Genomic DNA, 20,669 nt, shown 5'->3' with positions numbered 1-20,669 from the left:
TTGTATATGATTTCACTGAAAATCTTTAAGAAATTCGACCAGAATAGGATTAAACAATTCCGGTGATTCCCAGAACGGTGCATGACCAAGGCCAGCTAAATTAACTATTTCCCTTTTCCAAAGATTTCGGTAATTTAGACCATTAATATAATCAAAATTAATATAGGGATCATCGGCCCCATTAACAATCGCTAACGGTGTCTCACTGGTTTCAGCCAATAATTTTTGATCTGTTGCTTGAGGGGAAAGAAAAGCCTCGAACATATACTGCCGTGCCAATCCATCTGTTCTTATCACTGCTTCAATAATAAAAGGCTCATGGGTCGCATTAACACCGTAAGTATCAGATACAAAATTTTTGATATCTTCCTCAGTAAATTTTGCCTTGCCAGCAAGCCCCAAACCAGGACGAAAACCCAGAGCCACGTTATCTGCACCGACTGATACCGGAGGAGTACCGCAAATCATTAAGCCAATCATCTTAGGGAACAATGCCAACATTTCCAACCCAATATGACCTCCTAATGACCAACCAAATACTACCACTCTGTTAATGCCTATTTTTTCCAGTACCTCAATGACCATATGTGCAAAGCTAGGCATTGAATATGCCTGACGTGGTTCACTGGCATTTGATGATGAACCATGCCCTAGCAAATCTAATGCCAAAATCCGATATTTCCCTTTTAACTGATTAATTTGATGACGAAATATTTTTTGACAACTTGAATTGCCATGAATGAAAAGAACAGGTAACCCACTCCCGCCAGTATCTGTTACTGCAATACCTGCATAACGGGTCTGAATATTATAGTAATTAATACCATTCTGTGTAGTAATCATTATTCTCTCTCCTCAAGTAATAGGGATGAGTTTAAGGAAGCGATTAAATTAACCTTATTACAAATCATCAGTATTGAATCATCATAAAACGATAGAGATTTTGACTGAATTAAGCTCTCCTGAAAGTTATTATGAAGTTTATTTATAAAACCTAATTTTTTTATTCTCTGCAAGATTATGCGGTGCGCTTCCCCACTTAAAATCTATCAGTAACTTCATATTTTTCGTTTATTTTTTAAGGTATACAAAACACCTATCACAAATTTTCAATATAAAACTCCGAACCAGATAAGTAATGTTGTATACAAGTGAATGCAAATATTTAACATTTATTACACAACATCATCTGGTAACCACATTATGACTATAAAAAATATGGCTTCCTCAAAAATAAAGCACCTATTGATAGCTATTGTTACCATTGCTCTGGTCATCATGGCCATTACAGGAAAAATAGAAAATGCCCATAAACGTTTTCTCTCCGTTGCTACGGCTTCCACAGGTGGAACTTACTATCCAATGGGAGTCGGTCTGGCCAATGTCTGGAGTAACCATCTGAAACAGGAAAATATTCAGGTTACGGGACAATCTTCAGCCGGTTCGATTGAAAATATTGATTTGCTCCAAAAAAATGAAGCCCAACTGGCTATTTTACAGAGTTTGCTCGCCGTCGAAGCCTATCAAGGTGTCCGAAATTTCAAAAACCATTCTTATCGGGATTTGCGTTCTATCTCCGTTCTTTGGCCAAATGTTGAACACTTTGTTTTATTAGACGATAAAATCAAAGATGGCACACTAAACGATATTACCGGCACGCGTTTTTCTGTTGGGCCACAAGCCAGTGGTACCGAACAATCTACCTTGATCATTCTGCAGGGTATCAATCTCAGCAAACAAGATATTCACCCAGAATATCTCGGTTATGGTGATACGGTTTCAGCCATACGGGACGGTCGTCTTGATGGTGGCGCCTTACCTGCGGGTGTACCCGCTTCGGCAGTCACAGATATGTATGCCAGTGGTGTTCCTGCCCGCATACTCAATGTGACAGATGAACAACTGAAAACGATTAACGCTATCGCCAACTCATGGTTTCGTTTCGTCATTAAGCCAGAGACTTATCCACGCCAAAAACAGCCTGTCCACACGATTGCGCAACCCAATATTCTGATGACAACCCGCAAAATAGATGAAAAAACCATCTATCAATTAACAAAAGTGATGTTTGAAAATCAAAAGGAAGTCCACCAGATCCATAGCTCCGCAAAATACATTCTCCCTGAAAACGCATTGAAAGGTGTTTCTGTACCATTACATCTTGGTGCATATCGATATTATCGCGAAATTGGTCTGGATATTCCTGACTATCTTGTGCCTCCAGAACTTAAAGCTACAAACAACCAATAATGATTTTTGACCTGAAATCATAAAGTTCAATGTAATTTTCCCATCATGTTATTGACCATAATATTATGGAGTCGCTATGAACATCGATAATGTAACGCCATCCACAATGGAGCTGGATAAAGAAGCAGGATCAGGCAACCGTCAATTAAGCAGTTTCTATTCGAAGCTCACGATGATACTTGCCATCGCTATTTCCCTATATGTTATCTATTCCAATGCGTTATCCAATACGCAGGAATTTTATCGTAATGCAACATTTCTCGCTGGCACTCTGGTGTTAGGCTTTATTCTGTTTCCGATTTCCAAACGTTATTCAACCCCCAAATTTAATTATTGGGATTACTTTTTTATTCTGCTCACATTAGTTAGCTATGGGTATTTTTATTTTACTTACATTAATTTGCATGTTGCACGCAACAGTATTCCCAATACCACAGATTATGTGATGTCCGTCATTGGCATTGCTGTACTCTTTGAAGCAGCAAGGCGTACAACAGGCTATTTCATACCAAGTTTATCCCTTTTTGCCATCATCTATGCTTTATTCGGCAACTATTTCATGGGCATCTTCGGTCATGCCGGATTTTCACTTGAGCGCCTGCTATTCCGCTTATTTATGACCAGTGAAGGGATTTTCGGCATTACCCTATCCACAGCATCAACAGCAATTATTGTTTTTATCCTGTTTGGTTCATTCTTAAGTATCAGTGGTGCAACGGCATTATTCAATGACCTTGCCATGGCAATGGCCGGACGTCGTCGTGGTGGCCCAGCCCAGGTTGCAGTTATTTCCTCTGCCCTGACGGGTTCACTGAGTGGCAGTGCTGTTGCCAACGTTGCCACAACCGGAACCTTCACTATTCCCCTGATGAAAAACATCGGCCTGTCTCCTCGTTTTGCCGGTGCTGTCGAAGCGGCGGCATCAACAGGAGGCATGATCATGCCGCCGATTATGGGAGCAGCCGCATTTATCATGGCCGGTTTTTTGGGCATTTCTTACACTACTATTGTAATTGCTGCCATTATTCCCGCCCTGCTCTATTACGCAGCTCTGATTATTGCCATTGATCTGGAAGCCAAAAAACAAGGATTGAAAGGTGTCAGCAAGGAAAATATTCCCCAAGTCAAAGCGGTACTCAAATCCCGTGGCCTGCTATTGCTGCCACTCTTTATCGTGATTGGGACTTTATTGACCGGGAAAACACCGATTTACGCCGGTTTTCTCGGTATTATCGCGATTATTATTGCAAGTTGGATCACACCAGATACTTCCGTGCGCATGACTCCCAGGAAAATCGCCGCTGCCCTGAATGAAGCTGCCCGTGGAGCTATTCAGGTCACCGTCGCCTGTGCGGCCATTGGCGTTATTATCTGTGTTGTTACCATGACAGGCATTGGATCAACCCTCGCTTTCAATATCGTATCCCTGACCAACAATACCCTATGGATGATACTGCTGGTTGTTATGGTAGTTTGTATTGTCCTCAGTATGGGGCTACCTTCAACTGCCTTATATATTGTTGTTGCTGTGACAGTGTCACCTATATTAATTAAAGCAGGTGTTTTACCCTTAGCTGCTCACTTCTTTGTTTTTTGGTTTGGTGCACTTTCCAATATTACTCCACCTGTCGCACTCGCCAGTTACACGGCCGCCAGCATTGCCCGTGCTGATCCAATACAGACTTCATGGAATGCGGTATACCTGGCTCTGCCAGGTTTTATCATTCCCTTTATTTTGGTGTACAACCCTGCATTATTGATACAGGGTGATGACTTAAACGTCCTATCCATTAGTTATATGATCCTGACTGCACTGATTGGCATCTATTCGCTTTCTATTGCCAGTGCTAATTTCTGGATGTACAAAACCCATTGGCTAGAAAGAATTTTCTTCGCTATCGCTGCGATCCTGTTAATTAAACCGGGAATGATCACAGACCTGGCCGGAATAATATTGATTATCGTGGCAGGAACCCTGCATTTCTTACGCAATAAATTAGAACGTGTAAAAAACAAGCATAATGAGGACTCCCCTAAAAATGTATGACGTGATTGTTATTGGTGCGGGATTAGTCGGACTTGGCACCGCCAATGCCTTGCAGGAACAGCATCCGCACTTACGCTTGCTGATATTAGATAAAGAAAATGGCGTAGCTTTACACCAAAGCGGCCATAATAGTAACGTTGTGCACTCCGGCATTTATTACACGCCCGGCAGTTTAAAAGCACGACTGGCGAAACAAGGAAACCGCACGATATATGAATTCTGTCAGCAACACGGATTATATTACGACCGTTGCGGTAAGGTGATTGTCGCCACACAACTTAAGGAACTTTCCTTGCTGGAAAATATCTACCGGCGAGGATTGAAAAACGGCCTTGAAGTCAGCCTGCTTTCGCAAGACCAATTGAAAGAGCGCGAACCTTATGTCAACGGCTTTGAAGCAGTATTAGTGCCGGACGCAGGGATCGTGAATTACCCAGAAATTGCGGCCAAACTGGCTGAAATCATTCAAACCAGGGGGGGTGATATTTATTATCAACAGCAAGTCCAGAATATTCATGAGTACAGTGATTATGTTGAGGTACAAACTCAGAAAACCCATTACCAGGCAAAATGGCTGGTGAATTGTGCTGGACTGCACAGTGACAGAATTGCCAGATTAGCAGGCTATAAGATCGGTATGAAGATCGTTCCTTTCCGTGGTGAATATTATGTTCTGGACAACAGCAAAAATTATCTGGTTAATCACCTGATTTATCCCGTACCTAACCCTGATTTTCCTTTCCTCGGCGTTCATTTTACGCGAATGCACAATGGCAAACGTGATATCGGCCCGAATGCAGTATTGGCATTTAAACGTGAAGGGTATCACAAAACAGATTTCAATCTACGGGATTTAGCCGAGGTACTGACTTACAACGGATTTTGGAAAATCGCCACACGTTATTTCTGTGAAGGCATGGCAGAAATGCGACGTTCCTTTTCTCGTCAGCTTTTTACCGAAAATGCCCGCCAGCTTATTCCTGATTTACAACCGGAAGATATCACCCCAGGGCCAGCCGGCGTGCGCGCTCAAGCACTCACCGCCGATGGTAAATTAGTGGATGATTTTCACTTCGTGAAGGGCCGTCGTTCACTGCATGTTTGTAATGCACCTTCACCGGCCGCCACGGCTTCTATGGAGATTGGCAGGGAAATTGTGAGGCGATATTTTACTATGGTGAACAATAATCATTAAGTTAATCCTAATTCCGTTTAAGCCATTGCTGAAGTATCTTCTTCTGAGTAGAAAACTTTCAGTGATGGCTTCTTCTCCTTAAGGCAGTGGGAAGAGGCTAGAAATGTGTCCCACATTTCTTGACCACTACACATCTGCGCACTTTTGGAAGCAGATATCCCCGGACACCTAATCCCTCGTCTGAGGATGAAATAAACAACACATTATATATTTTTTTAGAAATTTAATATAAATTAATCAACTATCTCCAAAGTAATTTGATTTTTAGAACTAGTGTCACCAGTTTGACATGCTGATTCACTGCCATTACATATAAATTTAAGGGGAACGTTACAGTTTGAATCTGCATGTGTGAAAGTAGTGCTCCAATTCTGACTTACAAAGTCATCTACAGTTGTAACCAATTTAATATTACAGTATCTATCTTCAGAATTTGGAACCATGTACTTAACAGACCATCTCACTACTTTATCTACATTAGTACAACCTTGAAAGAAACCATTATTTGTCTCTAAGTCAAAGTCTGCTTTTCCTTGAGGGTCTAAATCTATTTTTTCGGGTCCTGCCCCATACATACAATCGTATCCAGTACGTGTCATTTCTACCTGTGCAATTACACTATTATTTTTTACGTGCATATTGTAGTATGAAGCAAAATTAGAGGGCCCCTTGGTTTTAGTAGTTTCTACTTTTTTATCAATTTGCACTGTACTTTCTTTAGATAAGGCATTATTTGCAAATAAGATCATAGTCAAAAGTAAAGTATATGCTGTATATTCTTTAAAATAATTCATATTAACCTCGACGACCTAATTGGAATTATATATTACAATACATAAAGTTTATATTAAACTGTAACAAGTTACAGTTTGCATTGTTTTACATTTGTATATTATAACTATAATCGTATATTTATATTATTTTTATTCATTATGATAAATTTTTTGCAATGCAGTACATCTATTTGCCCTATGCTCGGGTCTGACGTTATGGCAAGGCCGAATGAAGCAACCGTGTAAGCAATTCCACCACTAAGCAAAACAGGACGGCGACGAGTCGATCTGACAGTCAGTCAGTCAGCGTTAGATGGATCGCCCCTGCTCCGGCACCAAGTGCATCAGCGATGAAAGGCATTACGGGCAGATGCATATCCAGTGATGCCAATAAATTCAATAGGGATAACAGCAATATGGTGGCAGTAAGAGAATATTGTCAGGAAAAGCCTTTTGAGTGCACGGATCCGTCTCCTAAAGTTAAGGATTTAGCGGCGTGCTCATAGAATTGAGAAGGTCTTGAGGGCGCCGCAACAACCAAAAAAACCAGGGTTGCTGAGACTTATCTATCGCAAGGAACCTTAAATTAAAGAGGATATTTTATAGGTGATTATTCAAATTTTACTAATCCTTTTTTTGATTGTGACAGAGACAACTTTAAAACGGAGTTCAAAATACGCTAAGCATTAGCGTCAGTTTGCATTATATTTTAAACTGACAGATACCGAAAAATAGGTAACTGCCAGTTATGCGATGATAAGAAAATTAAAAATGGTACTGTAATCCAAGATCGATACTGTAGTTTCGGTTGTCAATTCCGACAGAATTATCACCTAAATCTTCGGTGTAACCAGCATCATAATAGATGAACCTCGTTTGACCTTTACCTTCGCGATATTTATTCCAGGTAAGCGCCGTATATACCTTCGTATTTTGAGTTAAATAATAACCGGCATCTATACTGGCACCAAAGTAATGCACATTATCAGATCGCTGAGGAAGGGTTAAATGACGCATATAGTGCTCGTCGTTACCCCAGATTCTTACCCACGGGCTATATTTTAATAACAGGTTAAATTCAAAATCCTGATAACGGTACTGTCCGGCTAATCCAATATAGGGCAGGCTATATTTTTGTTTATAGCCAACTCCGGCCATTCCAGCAGGAAATTCTCCGACATCAGCGCCATTATCATAGACATAATGACCGCCATAAGCCATCCAACTAAAACGCATTTCCTGATAACCCAATACCGCCCCTAATTTGTAATTAGATTGTTTAATTAACCAACTTGCGGCATTTAAATCAAATTCATTGGCATCATTTAGAGAAGTATCCGGGCTGGATGACCAATGAGTCCAATGATTCTGGTTTACATCCAGCCAGTCGTAATCAACCATTTTGCTATTGCGTGACAATAATCTGACCCAACCACCCGCATTCATGGTTAGCCTGTCAAGGAGATCCCAGGAAACTGTGCTTCTGGCAATCAGAACATCGCCAATTTTCCAATTCAATTGGCTACTTTTGTATTTTGGGTCTTTGGTATATCCATAAAGATGTTCGTCAGAGTCTCCTTTTAGCCAATTCAGTCCAAGCGCAAAAGATACACTACCATCGTACCAATCCAATTGTGATGGAGCAGGCACTGCCATGACCCCAAAAGAAAAAGTCAATAATGGAGTGATTATCAAGATTTTTTTCATAATTATTAATAACCTTACCAGAATGTAAATTAAGTTTTCATAATTTCTGTTACCTTGATAGCAATCCACAGCCCGCAGAGATAATTTATTTAACTATCAATAACAGAAATAATAATATCTTTGGTATATTACTTTTATCGTTATATGCCTATAGTTTAAGATTATACTCTTTTAGCTATTTTTCATTTTTTAGGTTAATTTTTTTTAACTAAAATTTGAAATCATTGGTTTTGATCGCATAAAATCATAACCACCCGTATAACGGGTGGTTTGCTCTTGCCCTATAAGGGCTTGTTACCGACTGCGCCTAAATGACGCTGCTTTCTCTTCGTTCAAGCTAAGTGTCTTTGCTGCTTTGGCCTACCCCTTGAAGGGGTCTACATGCTCTTTACTACTCAATTTATCCGAGATTAAATCCGACTTTTCTTGCTCTCTGGGTCATGCTCCCAATGATTAGATCTTGTGATAAACTCCCTGCTTTTTATTATGGGGTGAGAGATGGCTAAAGTTGATGTGGTTTGTCGTTACTGTCATAAAACAGAAGAGGTTAAAGGGCATGGAAAAGGGCGTACTGGTCATCCCCGCTATCACTGCTATGCCTGCCGTAAAACCTTTCAACTGAATTATGCCTATCAAGCCTGTTATCCCGGCGTGAAAGAGCAAATTATTGATATGGCAGTGAATAACTCCGGTGTCAGGGACACGGCTCGGGTTCTGAAAGTCGGCATTAACACCGTCATTCGCACATTAAAAAACTCACACCAAGACAAGTGACTACGCTGCCGCTTGCGGGCAGTGAGATTCATCTTGTCTGTGAAATAGACGAGCAGTGGTCATTTGTCGGTAATAAGAAAAATCAACGCTGGCTCTGGTATGCCTGGGAGCCGAATAAGAAACGGGTAGTGGCACATGTGTTTGGGGATCGCAGCAGGAAAACATTGAAAAAGCTGCTGGCACTCTTGTCTCCTTTTACTATCCGGTTTTACTGTACAGATGATTATGCCGTTTACGATTGCCTGCCTCAGGAAAAACACCTCACGGGAAAGAAATTTACCCAACGTATCGAGAGAACAAATCTTACGCTTCGTATCCGGATAAAGAGGCTGAATAGAAAAACAATAGGTTATTCCAAATCCGAAGAGATGCATGACAAAGTGGTAGGTACGTTCATTGAACGTGAATACTATATTTCATAACAGATCTAATCATTGGGAGCATGACCGCTCTCTGATATACTTTTGAATTGTCGCTTCATTTAGCCCTACCGTACTGACATAGAACCCTTCCGCCCAAAACTTTCTGTTGCCAAATTTATATTTTAAATTGGCGTGTCTATCAAAGATCATCAACGAACTTTTACCCTTCAAATATCCCATAAAGCTTGAAACGCTTAGCTTTGGTGGAATACTCACCAACATATGAACATGATCTGGCATGAGATGACCTTCGATTATTTCCACACCTTTATACTTACAAAGGTCTCTGAGGATCTCTCCCACACTTGAACGAATATTATTAAAAATCACTTTCCGTCTATATTTCGGCGAAAAGACGATATGGTATTTACACAGCCACTTTGTATGCGCTGAGCTTTGTGCTTTAATGCCCATAAACACCTTTCCTTATTTGAGTTACGAATATTAGCTTGAACATCTATATCGTAACGGAAAGGTGTTTTTCTTGGTATAACCTTTGAACTCCACCCGCAAAGCGGGTGGTTTTATGTTTAAGACGCTAACGCGATTTAAACTGGCTAAAGCCATAAACTCAACGGCCTGCTATAAAGCAGGCCGCTTATTGTATTAATTTTCAATGATTATTCCATTCACCCAATCGGGCGTAAATCAACCCACAGAAGCTGGCTATCGGCAATCAATGGCTTAATTACCCCTTCTCGTATATCCGGTAACCACCATGCACCTTGACCAAAAGCAAGCTGGACACAATTCGCTCCTGTCATTTCCCAACGTCCTTTTAAAACATAAAGTACACCACTGTGTGATGTTGGCAGTAAACGTTCATCAGAAATAACTGAAATCTCAGATGCCCAACATGAACGGCGAGTCATAATATTGAAACACTGAACAGGGCCATCCAATAATTCCGCATGGGCCAAAATATCACCCGAAAAGTTAAATGGCGTCATCTTTTTCACCAATTCGTGCTCCAAAAAACCCGGACTGGTCAAGCGGATACCCTTTCCTTTTAATAAAACGATTGAACATTCAACATCATGGAATTGCCCTAATATCCCACTTTGATGGACAGTCGTAAAACAGGCTCGCCAGGAGAAATCATCAGATACAGGCCAGCAAACAATATCCCTGGTTTCACCTTCCCCTCCAGACCATTGTACTCTTGGTAATGTTGCATAATCGAAACATTTCATTTTCATGCCACTCCCTCACTACTTTTAAATTTTGTTTACAGAGATAAAAGATAACCAGTGTCAACTTGTTAACAGAAACATTGGCAAATAATTTCTCTTACGACAATATTGAGATAGTTGAAATGTGATTGATTATCCGCACTCCTTTAAAAGCATATGGCACATATTCCCCAACTCTTTCATTGCCAGAGCCTGAGTTTCATTCCAGGCAAATGACGTATTTAAGCGAAAGGCATGATCAAACTGGGCACTAGTGGAAAACATACTACCTGGGGCGATACTGATATTCTTTGCCAATGCCAGTTGATAGAGCCGGTTGGCATTAAAAGGGGGTTCAAACTCCAGCCAGAGAAAATAACCACCACGTGCACTGTTTACTTTCACAGAGTGAGGAAAGTATTCACTGATTGCCCATAGCATCCGATTTTGCCGTTGTTCCAACTGCCGTCTCAATCGACGCAGATGATTGTCATATCCTCCCTGCTCCAAATAGTCCGCAACCGCCAACTGGGTTGGTGTGCTGGCAGACACCGTGCTCATCATCTGTAATTGCTGAATTTTCTTCGCATGTTTACCTGCGGCAACCCAACCTACCCGATAACCAGGAGCAAGACATTTTGAAAATGATGAACAGTGCATGAAATTATTTTCAATATCCCATGCTTTTATGGGTGCCGGAGGCTCCTGCTCAAAATACAATTCACCATATACATCATCTTCAATCAGGGCGATCTGGTTTTGGTTCAGAATCTCTACCAGTCGCTGTTTATTTGCTGGTGGCATTGTGCTGCACAGTGGGTTTTGAAAACGCGACATCAGCCAGCAGGCTTTTATTGGATATTTCTTCACAACTTCTTCTAAAGTATACAAATCAATGCCCGTATGGGGATCTGTCTTAATGGCAATGGCTTTCAAACGCAACCGTTCTATCGCTTGCAACGCCCCATAAAAAGCGGGCGATTCAATCACGACCCAATCCCCTGGTGAAGTGACAGATTGCAAACTGAAACTTAATGATTCCATTGCTCCTGCGGTAATAACAATTTCCTCAGGAGAAACATGGATACCATGGGAAGCATAACGACGGGATATATTACGCCGTAATTTTTCATTACCTGGAGGCAAATTTGCCAGCGAACTGTGTGGCACAAAGCGGCGGGCGACTGAAGCCAGTGTTTTTGACAATTTGGGTTCGGCTAATAAAGAAGGATCGGGAAATGCCGAACCGAAAGGAATAATTTGCGGATCTTTGCATGCCTGCAAGACATCAAATATGGAGGCACTGATCTCCACATTTTCACTTAAGTTGAGTCTCTTCCCTCCTTTTGCCGCCGCAAAGGGTTTTAATCGAGGGGCAACATAATAGCCTGATTGTGGACGCGCCACGATCCAACCCTGACTTTCCAGCAACTGGTAAGCTTGTAGCACCGTCATCAAGCTCAAACCCGACGATTTCACTGATTCCCGCAATGAGGGTAACCTATCACCCACTTGCCAAATATCATCTTCTATTTGTTGGCGGATCACGCCAGCCAATTGTTCGTAACGCGTCATATTCTTGGCCTTTGTCTAAACTGTTATAGTCAATATATAAAAATTTGTCACTATCATATCCCATTTCCCTGTGTTCTACTTGTCTGCACCTTCTAACTTTGTTTACCCATATACCCAAAGATTGCAATAAGAGGTCACTATGTTAGGGTTAACTGCCCTTGAACTCGCAAGGATTCAATTCGCCTTTACTGTTTCTTTTCACATTATCTTTCCTGCCATTACCATAGGTTTGGCAAGCTTTCTGGCGGTATTAGAAGGCTTATGGCTTAAAACACGTAATACGGACTACAAAACGTTATATCATTTCTGGTCAAAAATTTTTGCGGTTAATTTTGGTATGGGCGTTGTTTCTGGCTTGGTGATGGCTTATCAGTTCGGCACCAACTGGAGTTTCTTTTCTGAATTTGCCGGTACCATTACAGGCCCGTTGTTGGTCTATGAGGTGCTGACCGCATTCTTTCTTGAGGCTGGGTTCCTTGGTGTCATGCTGTTTGGCTGGCATCGGGTCGGAGAAAAGCTACATTTTTTCTCAACTTGTATGGTGGCACTCGGCACAATTATTTCTACATTCTGGATATTAGCCTCTAATAGCTGGATGCAAACACCACAAGGCCATGAAATTATAGATAATCTGGTTGTTCCTGTTGATTGGTTCGCAGTGATTTTCAATCCATCTTTCCCCTATCGCCTGCTGCATATGGGGACAGCGGCATTCCTGGCCTCAGCATTTTTCATTGCTGCTTCTGCTGCCTGGCATTTGCTGAAAGGCAATGATTCATCTGCCATGCGGAAAATGTTGTCAATGGCGATGTGGATGATCCTGATTATTGCCCCATTACAAGCCGTGATTGGCGATATGCATGGATTGAATACGTTAGAACATCAACCGGCGAAAATCGCTGCGATGGAAGGTCATTGGGAAAATCATCCTGGTGAAGCCACCCCACTGATTCTATTTGGCATTCCCAATCAGGAAGCAGAAGAGACACGTTATGCAGTCAAAATCCCCTATCTTGCCAGCCTGATTCTGACACATAGTCTGGATAAACAAGTTCCGGCACTGAAAGAATTTGCCCCGGAAGATCGCCCAAATGCTTTTATGGTGTTTTGGTCATTTCGCATCATGGTGGGATTGGGGATTTTGATGATTTTTGCCGGCGCCTGGGGACTATGGTTGCGTCATAAAAAACGCCTGTATGAAAACCCGCTCTTCCTCCGCTTTATGCTTTTGATGGCACCTTCCGGCCTTATTGCAATTCTGGCAGGCTGGTTCACAACAGAAATTGGCCGTCAACCGTGGGTCGTCTATGGCTTAATGCGCACCAAAGATGCGGTTTCAGCACACGGTGAAATCCATATGAGTATCAGTCTGCTGATTTTTTTTGTCGTCTATGCCGCCGTCTTCGGTGTTGGCTACGCCTATATGATGAAACTTATCCGTAAAGGTCTTCCACAAGTCCCAAATAAGGAGTTGGCAAATGGGCATTGATCTTCCTCTCATTTGGTTCCTGATCATCATATTTAGTACCATGATGTATATCGTGATGGATGGCTTTGATCTTGGAATCGGTATTTTATATCCAGTAATTAAAGAGCAATCCGATCGTGATCTGATGATGAATTCTGTTGCTCCTGTCTGGGATGGCAATGAAACTTGGTTGGTTCTGGGAGGCGCTGGATTATTTGGCGCGTTCCCACTGGCTTATGCGATAGTTTTAGATGCATTGGCGATTCCATTGACCATTATGTTATTAGGCCTGATATTTCGTGGTGTTGCCTTTGAATTTCGTTTCAAGGCCATACCAAGGCACCAACACCTCTGGGATAGGGCATTTATGGCCGGTTCGATTCTTGCAGCCTTTATGCAAGGTATTGTCGTTGGGGCAGTTATTGCAGGTTTTCCTGTCGAAAATCGTGTTTATATTGGCAGCTATTTTGACTGGCTGGCTCCTTTTCCTCTATTCTGTGGAATTGGACTTGTCATCGCTTATGCCTTATTGGGATGCGGTTGGCTAGTAATGAAAACGGAAGGCCATCTGCAACAACAGATGTATCGTGTTCTGCATCCCTTGACATTGCTGATGCTAACAATTATTGCCATTATCAGTATGTGGACACCACTTGCCCACTCAACGATTGCCGAACGCTGGTTCAACTTACCGAATCTATTTTTCTTCATGCCCGTACCATTATTGGTATTATGGTCAAGCTGGCTGCTATTTAAATCTAACCTGAATTCAAGCCATTACACCCCGTTTTTGGCAGCGCTGTTGTTGATTTTCATGGGCTTTACTGGATTAGGGATCAGCATTTGGCCGAACATTATCCCGCCCACTATTAGCTATGAAGAGGCGGCCTCCCCTCCTCAATCATTGGGTTTTATGCTGGTTGGTGCTCTGTTTATTATCCCGATAATTTTGACCTATACCTTTTGGAGTTATTATGTTTTCCGAGGAAAAATTACCCATGAACAAGGCTACCATTAAAACAGCCTCACAACGCCCTCCACTCTGGAAACGCTTAAGTTGGATGGTGGCAATTTGGTTTTGCAGTGTAATGGCCTTATACGCTGTATCTACGTTATTTCGTACTCTAATGACAATGGCGGGAATGAAGATTAAGTAATAACTAACTTTTCTAATTATTAAGACGATATCTGGATCAAGGTTTTGATCAGAGCAACAACAGAATTGTTTAACTGATTAAAACCTTCTCTGACAAGTTACATCTATAAGCAGGTTGTAAAACCTTTATACGTTATAAAAAATCATTTATTTTTTGCTAGTTTCACGGCTTTGGCCTGTTCAAGGCATTTCTTATTACTAAAAAAATCAATTTAAATAATAAATTAACCTGCCAAGTTTTATAAAAACCTTTTATTCATTACTGTCTGATAAGAACCGCTAGGAATTCCCAACATCCTCGGCACCCTAATTTCAGGGCGGAACAATCCATTAATAACGCTATTCATTTCATTATCAGTTCGTGCAGATAAAATCAAACTGGCATCATTTTTCATCGACAACCTACTAAGATCTCTTGTTTCAAGAATAATTGAATAAAGTAATCCTTCTAAACAATTATCAATACCACAAAAATGTACATTTTCTCTTAAAAATGCCCTACACTTAAGATGCTCACGTGCTCGAATACTAATTTTTTCAATCATTTTGCCGTCAGGAGCGTTTAAATTAATTTGATCAATCAACGTCATAGAAGAATGCCGAAATGCCATATTCTCCCTTTTATAAGGAATACGATAAAAATTAGCTCCAAATAAACTGAACGGTTTTTGTAATGTGTTACCTACTTCAAGTGAAAAAAATACATAATCATCATTACCTAGTCCCAAAATGTCCTGCGTTGAGGAATGGTGAGTTGGAAACTCAATGCCTTTTTCCTGAAGACGATACCTTGAATAAATAAGTAAATTTCTTTCAGGATTATTTATTAGATTAACATCACTTGCATGAACAACGAAAAAATCATTTCTCATAAAAGCATTTGCAAATTGTTGCTCCTCATTTGAAAGTGGCTGTATTTGGATTTTATGCTGTAAGTTTTTTATATTATTTTGCATATCATTATGTAAATTCCTGGGCCAAAAAAGACGCCAACGACTTCCATTCGCCATCATTCTATTTATAGCACTTGTATTCCAACGACTACGCACACACCCTCTGTATTTATCCCAGGCTTTTCTTTGTTGTAACTCTAACTTTTCTTTTTCATCATTGTTCATAACCATACTCTCATTAAAAATTTAACAATTAAAGAAAATTTCAATTAATTAACGTAAATTGCATCTATTAAAAATCGAATAACCTTATCGACTTTTAAACTGCCACTTTATTGGCTACACTGCAACCTAAAATTTACTGGGTAAATATAACTTACTGATAAAATAGTGTTAGGCATCCTGACATATCGATCATTAAAAGCAAAATTATGCCCCAACCACAAAATTAACTGGAGTTTTGTTCTTTTGTGAATTATCTGGAACGATTACTCAACCATAAGCCATCAATGCCTTCTGGTATAATTTAGAGCGAATACAATCTTATTGGGAGAAATGGAAAACCAGCGTTAAGATCGTCACTTTTTATCAGTGATATGATCTTAAACGCCGGTCCCTAACCGAGAATGCAATTTCAATATCTGTCATTAGCATTCCTCGCATCTTTCCGTTTCTTTGGTGTAATCTAACGGACTATGATGTCAGTATAATGACAGTTTTCTATTTATGGAAAGCTCCAAGGTTAAATTTTACTGAAACATTGTTTGATTTTTATTAGTAATGCATTAACAGCTACTTTTTACAATTACCTGCTAAGCGATAGCCTGCTTTTTTGGCTTCTGATTCTGAGCGAAAGTAAATGGCGTTTTTATCTGCCACGGTTTTATAACCAGCACAGTGTGTAAAGTGATAAATTTGGCTATTTTTATTTCCCTTAATTATCTCATTTTGCGCCGTTTTTGATGTCATCCTTTGGGTTGATATCTGGTTATTTCCTGAATGCAAATCACTTTGCTTTGGCGCATGGTTCTGTGCCTCTCTTCCTTTTTGCGTCATCAATCCTTGCTGTGATATTAAACCTTGGCCTGAATTTTTATGCCCCAATTGCCACTTTTTGCTGCCAGTCACAAATGGGTTATGGTGCCCCATAATCTTGGCAATTCGGTTATCTCTTTCACGCTCCCAGGCATCCACTGGATACTGGCGATCCCATGCCATCATCAATTGTTGCTGTTGGCGTGACATCGTCAGATTATAGCGGTCATGCATATAGAAATAGACTCTGGCAACCATGCCTTTTACTCTATCACGCGGTTCAAACAGACGTGATTTGGTATCCACTTTACTGCTACATGAACCATACATATTTGGTGTGTTTCTGGCGAGCATTCCGTAACCATAATTACTGCGATCGCTATTAACTTCACCGATTGCCGGTGCCAGATTATGCATGTCCGATTCTATCATGCGAAATACAGGATCGGTTTCAACACAGTTTTTCCGCCCACCATTTTGCCAACATTGACGCTGATGCCCAAATACCCAAGCAGGCACCATATGTTCCCATTCAATACGTGCAGCCCTTGTTTGCTGTGACCTGACATGATAACCGCAAGAAGCCAGATCAACACGTCCACCACTTTTGCCAACCCATTGCCAATCACATCCACAATATAGTGTGCCTATATCTGATTTTGTTTGTCCGTTATAAACATTTTTTCTTGATTCAACTTTAGCTTGTTCGAAGCTGGTCGGTGCACTCCATGCATGAAAAGAGAGGGTTAATCCAAAAACCAAAAGATAACGAGCCAACTGGCCTATTTTACTATTCAAAATAATACCTATTTACTTATTGTGCATAACATGCATTTATTATCCTGCCTGACAACACTATACAATGACAAATATTATTTTTCGATTTCTTTTTAACAATTAGGAAAACGTCAATATATTATTTGAATAAATTGATAGTAATATGATTTAATACATCGATTAACATATTTTATCGGCATATTAAGCGAAAAACAATTAGCCTAATTGAACTATTAAACTCTTTTTATCTAGGTAATATCAAGATATTTCTAAAATATTTAATTGAACATAGTAGGACAAATGACCATTAGCACAAAAACCAAACAACTTGAGCAAGAGTTACTGGAAGTTGTAAAGAAATATTCAGGCAATGAAGAAGTAACGATCATTACCACTAACAGTTCAGAAAATAATTTACAGATTCAGATTATTATTGCCGGTAAAAATCAGTTAGATATTACGCTGAATTCGTTTTCTGATTAACCAAAATTTTCTCTGTAGTTTTCCATAACCCACATAAACCGTGCTATGTTCAAGCACGGTTTTTACAGATAAAAATCAACTTCATCCAGAAGCAGTCGATTATCTCACAACTAAAACAGAGATATTGGCATATCCTACAATGCTCGACGCATTTGAACCCAGCAAGTGAGTTGAGATATCTGGCCGACGAGATCCGACAATAATCAAATCTGCATTAATCTCACTCGCTGTAGATAACACTTTATCCCTTGGAGAGCCAAAGGCAACAGAGAATGATACCCTATCTTTAGGTACATCAATTCGTTCTGCAACTTTTTTCAGTTCCTCTTCAGAATTTGCTATTGCTTTTTTGGCAAAAGCACTCAATAAATCATAGTGATAACTATAATTCACGGAAAATCGGGAAATATCTGGCACAGAGTGAAAAAGATGAATCTTTGCATCAGATATTTTTGCTAAATATTCAGCATGTTTGATTGCATTATCAGTTAATATATCTTCCGCAATATCAATTGGAACTAAAATCGTGTTATACATACATATTCCCCTGTAATCGGATATAACCGCTGGCTATTGAGTATCAGTTAAAAGCAGTAAAATCAATATATTATCATTATCACTACCAATAATTATCGCACTACTAATACAGATGTTTTTGCATATCTGACAACTCCAGCAGAGCTGGAACCCAACAGATGCGTCGTGATATTAGGTCGTCTTGAACCGATAACAATCAAATCAGCGCCAATTTCATCCGCTGTAGCAGTGATTTCGTCTCTTGGTGAACCAAATGCAATCGAATAGGAGATCTGTCGATTTGGTAATTCAATGGAATCAACCAGCTTTTTCAAGTCTCGTTCTGCCTTGATAGTCGCCTTGTCCTTAATTTCCATATAGCCTAATGCATAAGCATTAATAATCGCCGATGAAATGGGTAATACATGTAAAAAATGTAATTTGGCTCCTGTTTCTCTGGCAATTTTAAGAGCGCAATCAACGGCTTTGCCGGTTAGATCTTCTTCTGAAATATCTACTGGTACTAAAATAGTTTTGTACATATGCACGCTCCTACTTATCGAAATACCCAGTTATCCTGATTTCTTTTAGTATATTGAAATGTGGAAAACTTACTGTGAGTTATCTAACACCTAAAACATGTTAGCTCCTATTCAGATTTATGGATAGAGATTAGCCAGATAAACGCATAAACATCCCTGCAATTGTTGCACTCATAAGATTAGATAAAGTCGCTGCCAGCAATGCTCTAAGGCCAAGCCGTGCAAAGTCTATTACGGTTTATCTTGTTGACAAAAGGCTTTAAAACGGCAGGTAATTCATTTTGCCCAAGAAATATTGTTGTTACTGCGGCAAAGGCTTCTATTTTGCTAATTTTCATGATTTATTTCACAAACCTTATTGATTAAGGTAATAAGTAGAGAATGTTACTATTTCGACTCAAAAATCCTCTTATTAATCCAGAACTCATCACTCCACCTGTTCGAAGGTGGAGTGGAGTGAAATTAAATTGAACACGATTATAAAAAAACGGCGTTTAAAAAAGCGATTGTCGATAAGCTGTCATGACATGTCTTTAATTTTTTTAAAAATGGGTATTTATCTTGAGTACTGGCTGTAAGACGAATAGAATAACGTGGCAAAGACAGATTGATAGCACAATAAGATACAGGTGTGATTATTTCATTTGGTGATTGGGAGCGCTGTATATAAGGGCCGGTATTGGGTAGTGTATCAGCCTGCTGGTAATATGGGTTATTTATATAACCACCACTTCTAACGTAATCATTGGTGTTTCTAACATATTCAAACCTCTGAGCTCCACGAATTTGCGTGATATCAATACCACCTCGGGCTGCTACATATTCTTGCTGGTATCCAAAATTCCTAATCAAATCTCGATATCTTTCATTATTTGTCTGCTGATAAAGGTGCTCTAATGTTAAAACCACACTATAAAAATTGGAGGTTGGCCGTATGTCATAAAGATAGAATGGATCGTGTTGCTCATCTAGAAAAGCGGAACCCCAGTCATAAGCAAATGCTCTATCGGTAGACGTTGCAACAAATGCTGAATTTTCAGCCGGATCTAGTGGATTCTGCGGCTCAATCCCCTGAACATGCCGCGCAACATCATCATTCGTACCTAGGGGACGAAACCCTCCTGCTGCGATGATTTCTTCTAGAGAGCGGTAATCCATTCGGTAAACTGTATAAACTGGTGGCTGAGCATAGGATTGCGCTGTGTATAAAAATACAACGCATAATAATAAATAAAGGAGTTTTAAAATTCTCATTAAATGTTCCTCACTTGAAATTTTACTAATTTTCAGAGAAACCAGAAAAATAATTCATGATTATGGGAAAAAGGCTTTTACTGAATTGAATCTCGGTCCATCAAATTTACTTTCTTTACCTACAGTAAGTATCATACAGTTACCCGGTTTATCATCTAAAAGCTCCACTATCTGCCCAGTGGCCTCGGCTGCCAGAATAGTTGCATAAGCATTTCTTCCATTATCATGGTCGAGATTTAAATAATCGTAAGCCCAATAAAATTTGGAATCACCATAACTATAACTCCGCCCTTTTTCTGATAACCAAACTCCCCATTCATTCCATTCATTAAGATGTGACCATACCCCAACCACATAACCTTTTCCACATTCCTTCATACCGGCCAGTCCGAGATTATCTGATTTAAGGACAATATCGTCAGGTTTTAGAAAATGTTTTGTCTCTGTTATTTTCATATCACTTGAGCAAGCCGAACAACTCAGAGCTATCATTACCAGTATGAGTAATATATATTTTTTCATAATCTTATTTCTCCAAAAGAAAGATAACAATCTGCAAAGCAACACCTTGCCCTCTGAATCAAGCATGAAATCATTTCCTTTGTTATTTAAATACTACACACAGAAGCG

At 40.0% G+C, this 20,669-nt stretch carries 20 protein-coding genes and 2 pseudogenes; 8 read left to right on the top strand and 14 right to left on the bottom strand.

Features of this window, described 5'->3' with window-relative positions; translation table 11 throughout:
• Positions 1 to 12 precede the first annotated feature (12 nt).
• Positions 13 to 843, bottom strand: a complete 831-nt coding sequence (locus ACE1SE_RS08345) for an alpha/beta fold hydrolase (protein WP_374053419.1) — start codon at positions 841 to 843, stop codon at positions 13 to 15.
• Between the two features lie 375 nt (positions 844 to 1,218).
• On the opposite strand from ACE1SE_RS08345, the gene ACE1SE_RS08340 reads away from it, so the two are divergent.
• The 3 genes from ACE1SE_RS08340 to lhgD all read left to right on the top strand — a co-directional run bounded on the left by ACE1SE_RS08340 (position 1,219) and on the right by lhgD (position 5,492).
• Positions 1,219 to 2,250 (top strand): TAXI family TRAP transporter solute-binding subunit, encoded by a 1,032-nt coding sequence (locus tag ACE1SE_RS08340; RefSeq protein ID WP_374053624.1) that lies wholly within the window; start codon positions 1,219 to 1,221, stop codon positions 2,248 to 2,250.
• 76 nt (positions 2,251 to 2,326) lie between these two features.
• The gene (locus ACE1SE_RS08335; RefSeq protein WP_374053418.1) at positions 2,327 to 4,297 is read left to right on the top strand and encodes a TRAP transporter permease; all 1,971 of its coding nucleotides are present in this window, start codon (positions 2,327 to 2,329) and stop codon (positions 4,295 to 4,297) included.
• Positions 4,290 to 5,492, top strand: a complete 1,203-nt coding sequence (gene lhgD / locus ACE1SE_RS08330) for an L-2-hydroxyglutarate dehydrogenase (protein ID WP_374053417.1) — start codon at positions 4,290 to 4,292, stop codon at positions 5,490 to 5,492. Before ACE1SE_RS08335 ends, lhgD begins: the two co-directional genes overlap by 8 nt.
• A 233-nt stretch (positions 5,493 to 5,725) precedes the next feature.
• On the opposite strand, the gene ACE1SE_RS08325 is transcribed toward lhgD, so the two are convergent.
• From ACE1SE_RS08325 to ACE1SE_RS08315, 3 genes and pseudogenes are all read right to left on the bottom strand, one after another.
• Positions 5,726 to 6,286: a hypothetical protein gene (locus ACE1SE_RS08325; RefSeq protein WP_374053416.1), complete on the bottom strand. Its 561-nt coding sequence runs from the start codon at positions 6,284 to 6,286 to the stop codon at positions 5,726 to 5,728.
• A gap of 176 nt (positions 6,287 to 6,462) precedes the next feature.
• A pseudogene (locus ACE1SE_RS08320) lies at positions 6,463 to 6,683 on the bottom strand (CmlA/FloR family chloramphenicol efflux MFS transporter); the annotation flags it as partial.
• Between the two features lie 347 nt (positions 6,684 to 7,030).
• Positions 7,031 to 7,972 (bottom strand): omptin family outer membrane protease, encoded by a 942-nt coding sequence (locus tag ACE1SE_RS08315; protein ID WP_374053415.1) that lies wholly within the window; start codon positions 7,970 to 7,972, stop codon positions 7,031 to 7,033.
• Positions 7,973 to 8,470: 498 nt separating this feature from the next.
• Between ACE1SE_RS08315 and ACE1SE_RS08310 the strand changes: the two genes are divergently transcribed.
• Positions 8,471 to 9,168, top strand: a protein-coding gene (locus tag ACE1SE_RS08310) for an IS1 family transposase (protein WP_374050839.1) whose coding sequence is annotated in 2 segments (ribosomal slippage) — positions 8,471 to 8,720 and positions 8,720 to 9,168 — 699 coding nt in all. Because the reading frame shifts where the segments join, the coding sequence is not laid out codon by codon here.
• Between the two features lie 9 nt (positions 9,169 to 9,177).
• Here the strand turns inward: ACE1SE_RS08310 and tnpA are convergent.
• The 3 genes from tnpA to ACE1SE_RS08295 all read right to left on the bottom strand — a co-directional run bounded on the left by tnpA (position 9,178) and on the right by ACE1SE_RS08295 (position 11,915).
• Entirely contained in the window at positions 9,178 to 9,582 is a 405-nt protein-coding gene (tnpA, locus tag ACE1SE_RS08305) for an IS200/IS605 family transposase (protein WP_374053414.1), read from the bottom strand.
• 215 nt (positions 9,583 to 9,797) lie between these two features.
• A complete protein-coding gene (locus ACE1SE_RS08300; RefSeq protein WP_374053413.1) occupies positions 9,798 to 10,367 on the bottom strand; it encodes a HutD/Ves family protein in 570 nt (189 codons plus the stop codon).
• A 126-nt stretch (positions 10,368 to 10,493) separates the two neighbouring features.
• Positions 10,494 to 11,915, bottom strand: a complete 1,422-nt coding sequence (locus tag ACE1SE_RS08295; protein WP_374053412.1) for an aminotransferase-like domain-containing protein — start codon at positions 11,913 to 11,915, stop codon at positions 10,494 to 10,496.
• A 139-nt stretch (positions 11,916 to 12,054) separates the two neighbouring features.
• On the opposite strand from ACE1SE_RS08295, the gene ACE1SE_RS08290 reads away from it, so the two are divergent.
• Genes ACE1SE_RS08290 through ACE1SE_RS08280 form a run of 3 tightly spaced genes read left to right on the top strand, consistent with a single transcriptional unit; the run spans position 12,055 to position 14,540 of the window.
• Positions 12,055 to 13,404, top strand: coding sequence for a cytochrome ubiquinol oxidase subunit I (locus ACE1SE_RS08290; protein ID WP_374053411.1), 1,350 nt, complete (start codon positions 12,055 to 12,057; stop codon positions 13,402 to 13,404).
• Complete coding sequence (gene cydB, locus ACE1SE_RS08285; protein ID WP_374053410.1) at positions 13,394 to 14,401, top strand: cytochrome d ubiquinol oxidase subunit II; 1,008 nt, start codon at positions 13,394 to 13,396, stop codon at positions 14,399 to 14,401. Before ACE1SE_RS08290 ends, cydB begins: the two co-directional genes overlap by 11 nt.
• Positions 14,358 to 14,540: a DUF2474 domain-containing protein gene (locus ACE1SE_RS08280; RefSeq protein ID WP_374053409.1), complete on the top strand. Its 183-nt coding sequence runs from the start codon at positions 14,358 to 14,360 to the stop codon at positions 14,538 to 14,540. The genes cydB and ACE1SE_RS08280 overlap by 44 nt, the downstream gene beginning before the upstream one ends.
• A gap of 238 nt (positions 14,541 to 14,778) precedes the next feature.
• On the opposite strand, the gene ACE1SE_RS08275 is transcribed toward ACE1SE_RS08280, so the two are convergent.
• Together ACE1SE_RS08275 and ACE1SE_RS08270 are read right to left on the bottom strand one after the other, a co-directional pair.
• Positions 14,779 to 15,657 (bottom strand): hypothetical protein, encoded by an 879-nt coding sequence (locus tag ACE1SE_RS08275; RefSeq protein WP_374053408.1) that lies wholly within the window; start codon positions 15,655 to 15,657, stop codon positions 14,779 to 14,781.
• A 567-nt stretch (positions 15,658 to 16,224) separates the two neighbouring features.
• Entirely contained in the window at positions 16,225 to 17,265 is a 1,041-nt protein-coding gene (locus tag ACE1SE_RS08270) for an endonuclease (RefSeq protein ID WP_374053407.1), read from the bottom strand.
• A gap of 279 nt (positions 17,266 to 17,544) precedes the next feature.
• On the opposite strand from ACE1SE_RS08270, the gene ACE1SE_RS08265 reads away from it, so the two are divergent.
• Positions 17,545 to 17,727, top strand: a complete 183-nt coding sequence (locus ACE1SE_RS08265) for a hypothetical protein (RefSeq protein ID WP_374053406.1) — start codon at positions 17,545 to 17,547, stop codon at positions 17,725 to 17,727.
• A gap of 99 nt (positions 17,728 to 17,826) precedes the next feature.
• Here ACE1SE_RS08265 and ACE1SE_RS08260 read toward each other — a convergent pair whose 3' ends face one another.
• The 5 genes and pseudogenes from ACE1SE_RS08260 to ACE1SE_RS08240 form a co-directional block, all read right to left on the bottom strand.
• On the bottom strand, positions 17,827 to 18,264 hold the full coding sequence (locus ACE1SE_RS08260) for a universal stress protein (RefSeq protein WP_374053405.1): 438 nt from the start codon (positions 18,262 to 18,264) through the stop codon (positions 17,827 to 17,829).
• 92 nt (positions 18,265 to 18,356) lie between these two features.
• Complete coding sequence (locus tag ACE1SE_RS08255; RefSeq protein WP_374053404.1) at positions 18,357 to 18,785, bottom strand: universal stress protein; 429 nt, start codon at positions 18,783 to 18,785, stop codon at positions 18,357 to 18,359.
• A 215-nt stretch (positions 18,786 to 19,000) separates the two neighbouring features.
• Positions 19,001 to 19,123, bottom strand: a pseudogene (locus ACE1SE_RS08250) (nucleoside transporter); the annotation flags it as partial.
• Positions 19,124 to 19,262: 139 nt separating this feature from the next.
• A complete protein-coding gene (locus ACE1SE_RS08245; protein WP_374053403.1) occupies positions 19,263 to 20,039 on the bottom strand; it encodes an enterotoxin A family protein in 777 nt (258 codons plus the stop codon).
• A gap of 60 nt (positions 20,040 to 20,099) precedes the next feature.
• Positions 20,100 to 20,627, bottom strand: a complete 528-nt coding sequence (locus ACE1SE_RS08240; protein WP_374053402.1) for a hypothetical protein — start codon at positions 20,625 to 20,627, stop codon at positions 20,100 to 20,102.
• Positions 20,628 to 20,669: the final 42 nt, after the last annotated feature.

The sequence above is a fragment of the Xenorhabdus taiwanensis genome (assembly GCF_036512875.1).
GTDB lineage: Bacteria > Pseudomonadota > Gammaproteobacteria > Enterobacterales > Enterobacteriaceae > Xenorhabdus > Xenorhabdus taiwanensis.
This window is presented reverse-complemented; position numbering and strand designations above follow the sequence as displayed.

Bases quoted from the DNA above. Each gene is read 5' to 3' on its own strand.
- ACE1SE_RS08345 (WP_374053419.1), bottom strand. From the start codon at position 843: ATGATTACTACACAGAATGGTATTAATTACTATAATATTCAGACCCGT.
- ACE1SE_RS08340 (WP_374053624.1), top strand. From the start codon at position 1,219: ATGGCTTCCTCAAAAATAAAGCACCTATTGATAGCTATTGTTACCATT.
- ACE1SE_RS08335 (WP_374053418.1), top strand. From the start codon at position 2,327: ATGAACATCGATAATGTAACGCCATCCACAATGGAGCTGGATAAAGAA.
- lhgD (WP_374053417.1), top strand. From the start codon at position 4,290: ATGTATGACGTGATTGTTATTGGTGCGGGATTAGTCGGACTTGGCACC.
- ACE1SE_RS08325 (WP_374053416.1), bottom strand. From the start codon at position 6,286: ATGAATTATTTTAAAGAATATACAGCATATACTTTACTTTTGACTATG.
- ACE1SE_RS08315 (WP_374053415.1), bottom strand. From the start codon at position 7,972: ATGAAAAAAATCTTGATAATCACTCCATTATTGACTTTTTCTTTTGGG.
- tnpA (WP_374053414.1), bottom strand. From the start codon at position 9,582: ATGGGCATTAAAGCACAAAGCTCAGCGCATACAAAGTGGCTGTGTAAA.
- ACE1SE_RS08300 (WP_374053413.1), bottom strand. From the start codon at position 10,367: ATGAAAATGAAATGTTTCGATTATGCAACATTACCAAGAGTACAATGG.
- ACE1SE_RS08295 (WP_374053412.1), bottom strand. From the start codon at position 11,915: ATGACGCGTTACGAACAATTGGCTGGCGTGATCCGCCAACAAATAGAA.
- ACE1SE_RS08290 (WP_374053411.1), top strand. From the start codon at position 12,055: ATGTTAGGGTTAACTGCCCTTGAACTCGCAAGGATTCAATTCGCCTTT.
- cydB (WP_374053410.1), top strand. From the start codon at position 13,394: ATGGGCATTGATCTTCCTCTCATTTGGTTCCTGATCATCATATTTAGT.
- ACE1SE_RS08280 (WP_374053409.1), top strand. From the start codon at position 14,358: ATGTTTTCCGAGGAAAAATTACCCATGAACAAGGCTACCATTAAAACA.
- ACE1SE_RS08275 (WP_374053408.1), bottom strand. From the start codon at position 15,657: ATGAACAATGATGAAAAAGAAAAGTTAGAGTTACAACAAAGAAAAGCC.
- ACE1SE_RS08265 (WP_374053406.1), top strand. From the start codon at position 17,545: ATGACCATTAGCACAAAAACCAAACAACTTGAGCAAGAGTTACTGGAA.
- ACE1SE_RS08260 (WP_374053405.1), bottom strand. From the start codon at position 18,264: ATGTATAACACGATTTTAGTTCCAATTGATATTGCGGAAGATATATTA.
- ACE1SE_RS08255 (WP_374053404.1), bottom strand. From the start codon at position 18,785: ATGTACAAAACTATTTTAGTACCAGTAGATATTTCAGAAGAAGATCTA.
- ACE1SE_RS08245 (WP_374053403.1), bottom strand. From the start codon at position 20,039: ATGAGAATTTTAAAACTCCTTTATTTATTATTATGCGTTGTATTTTTA.
- ACE1SE_RS08240 (WP_374053402.1), bottom strand. From the start codon at position 20,627: ATGCTTGATTCAGAGGGCAAGGTGTTGCTTTGCAGATTGTTATCTTTC.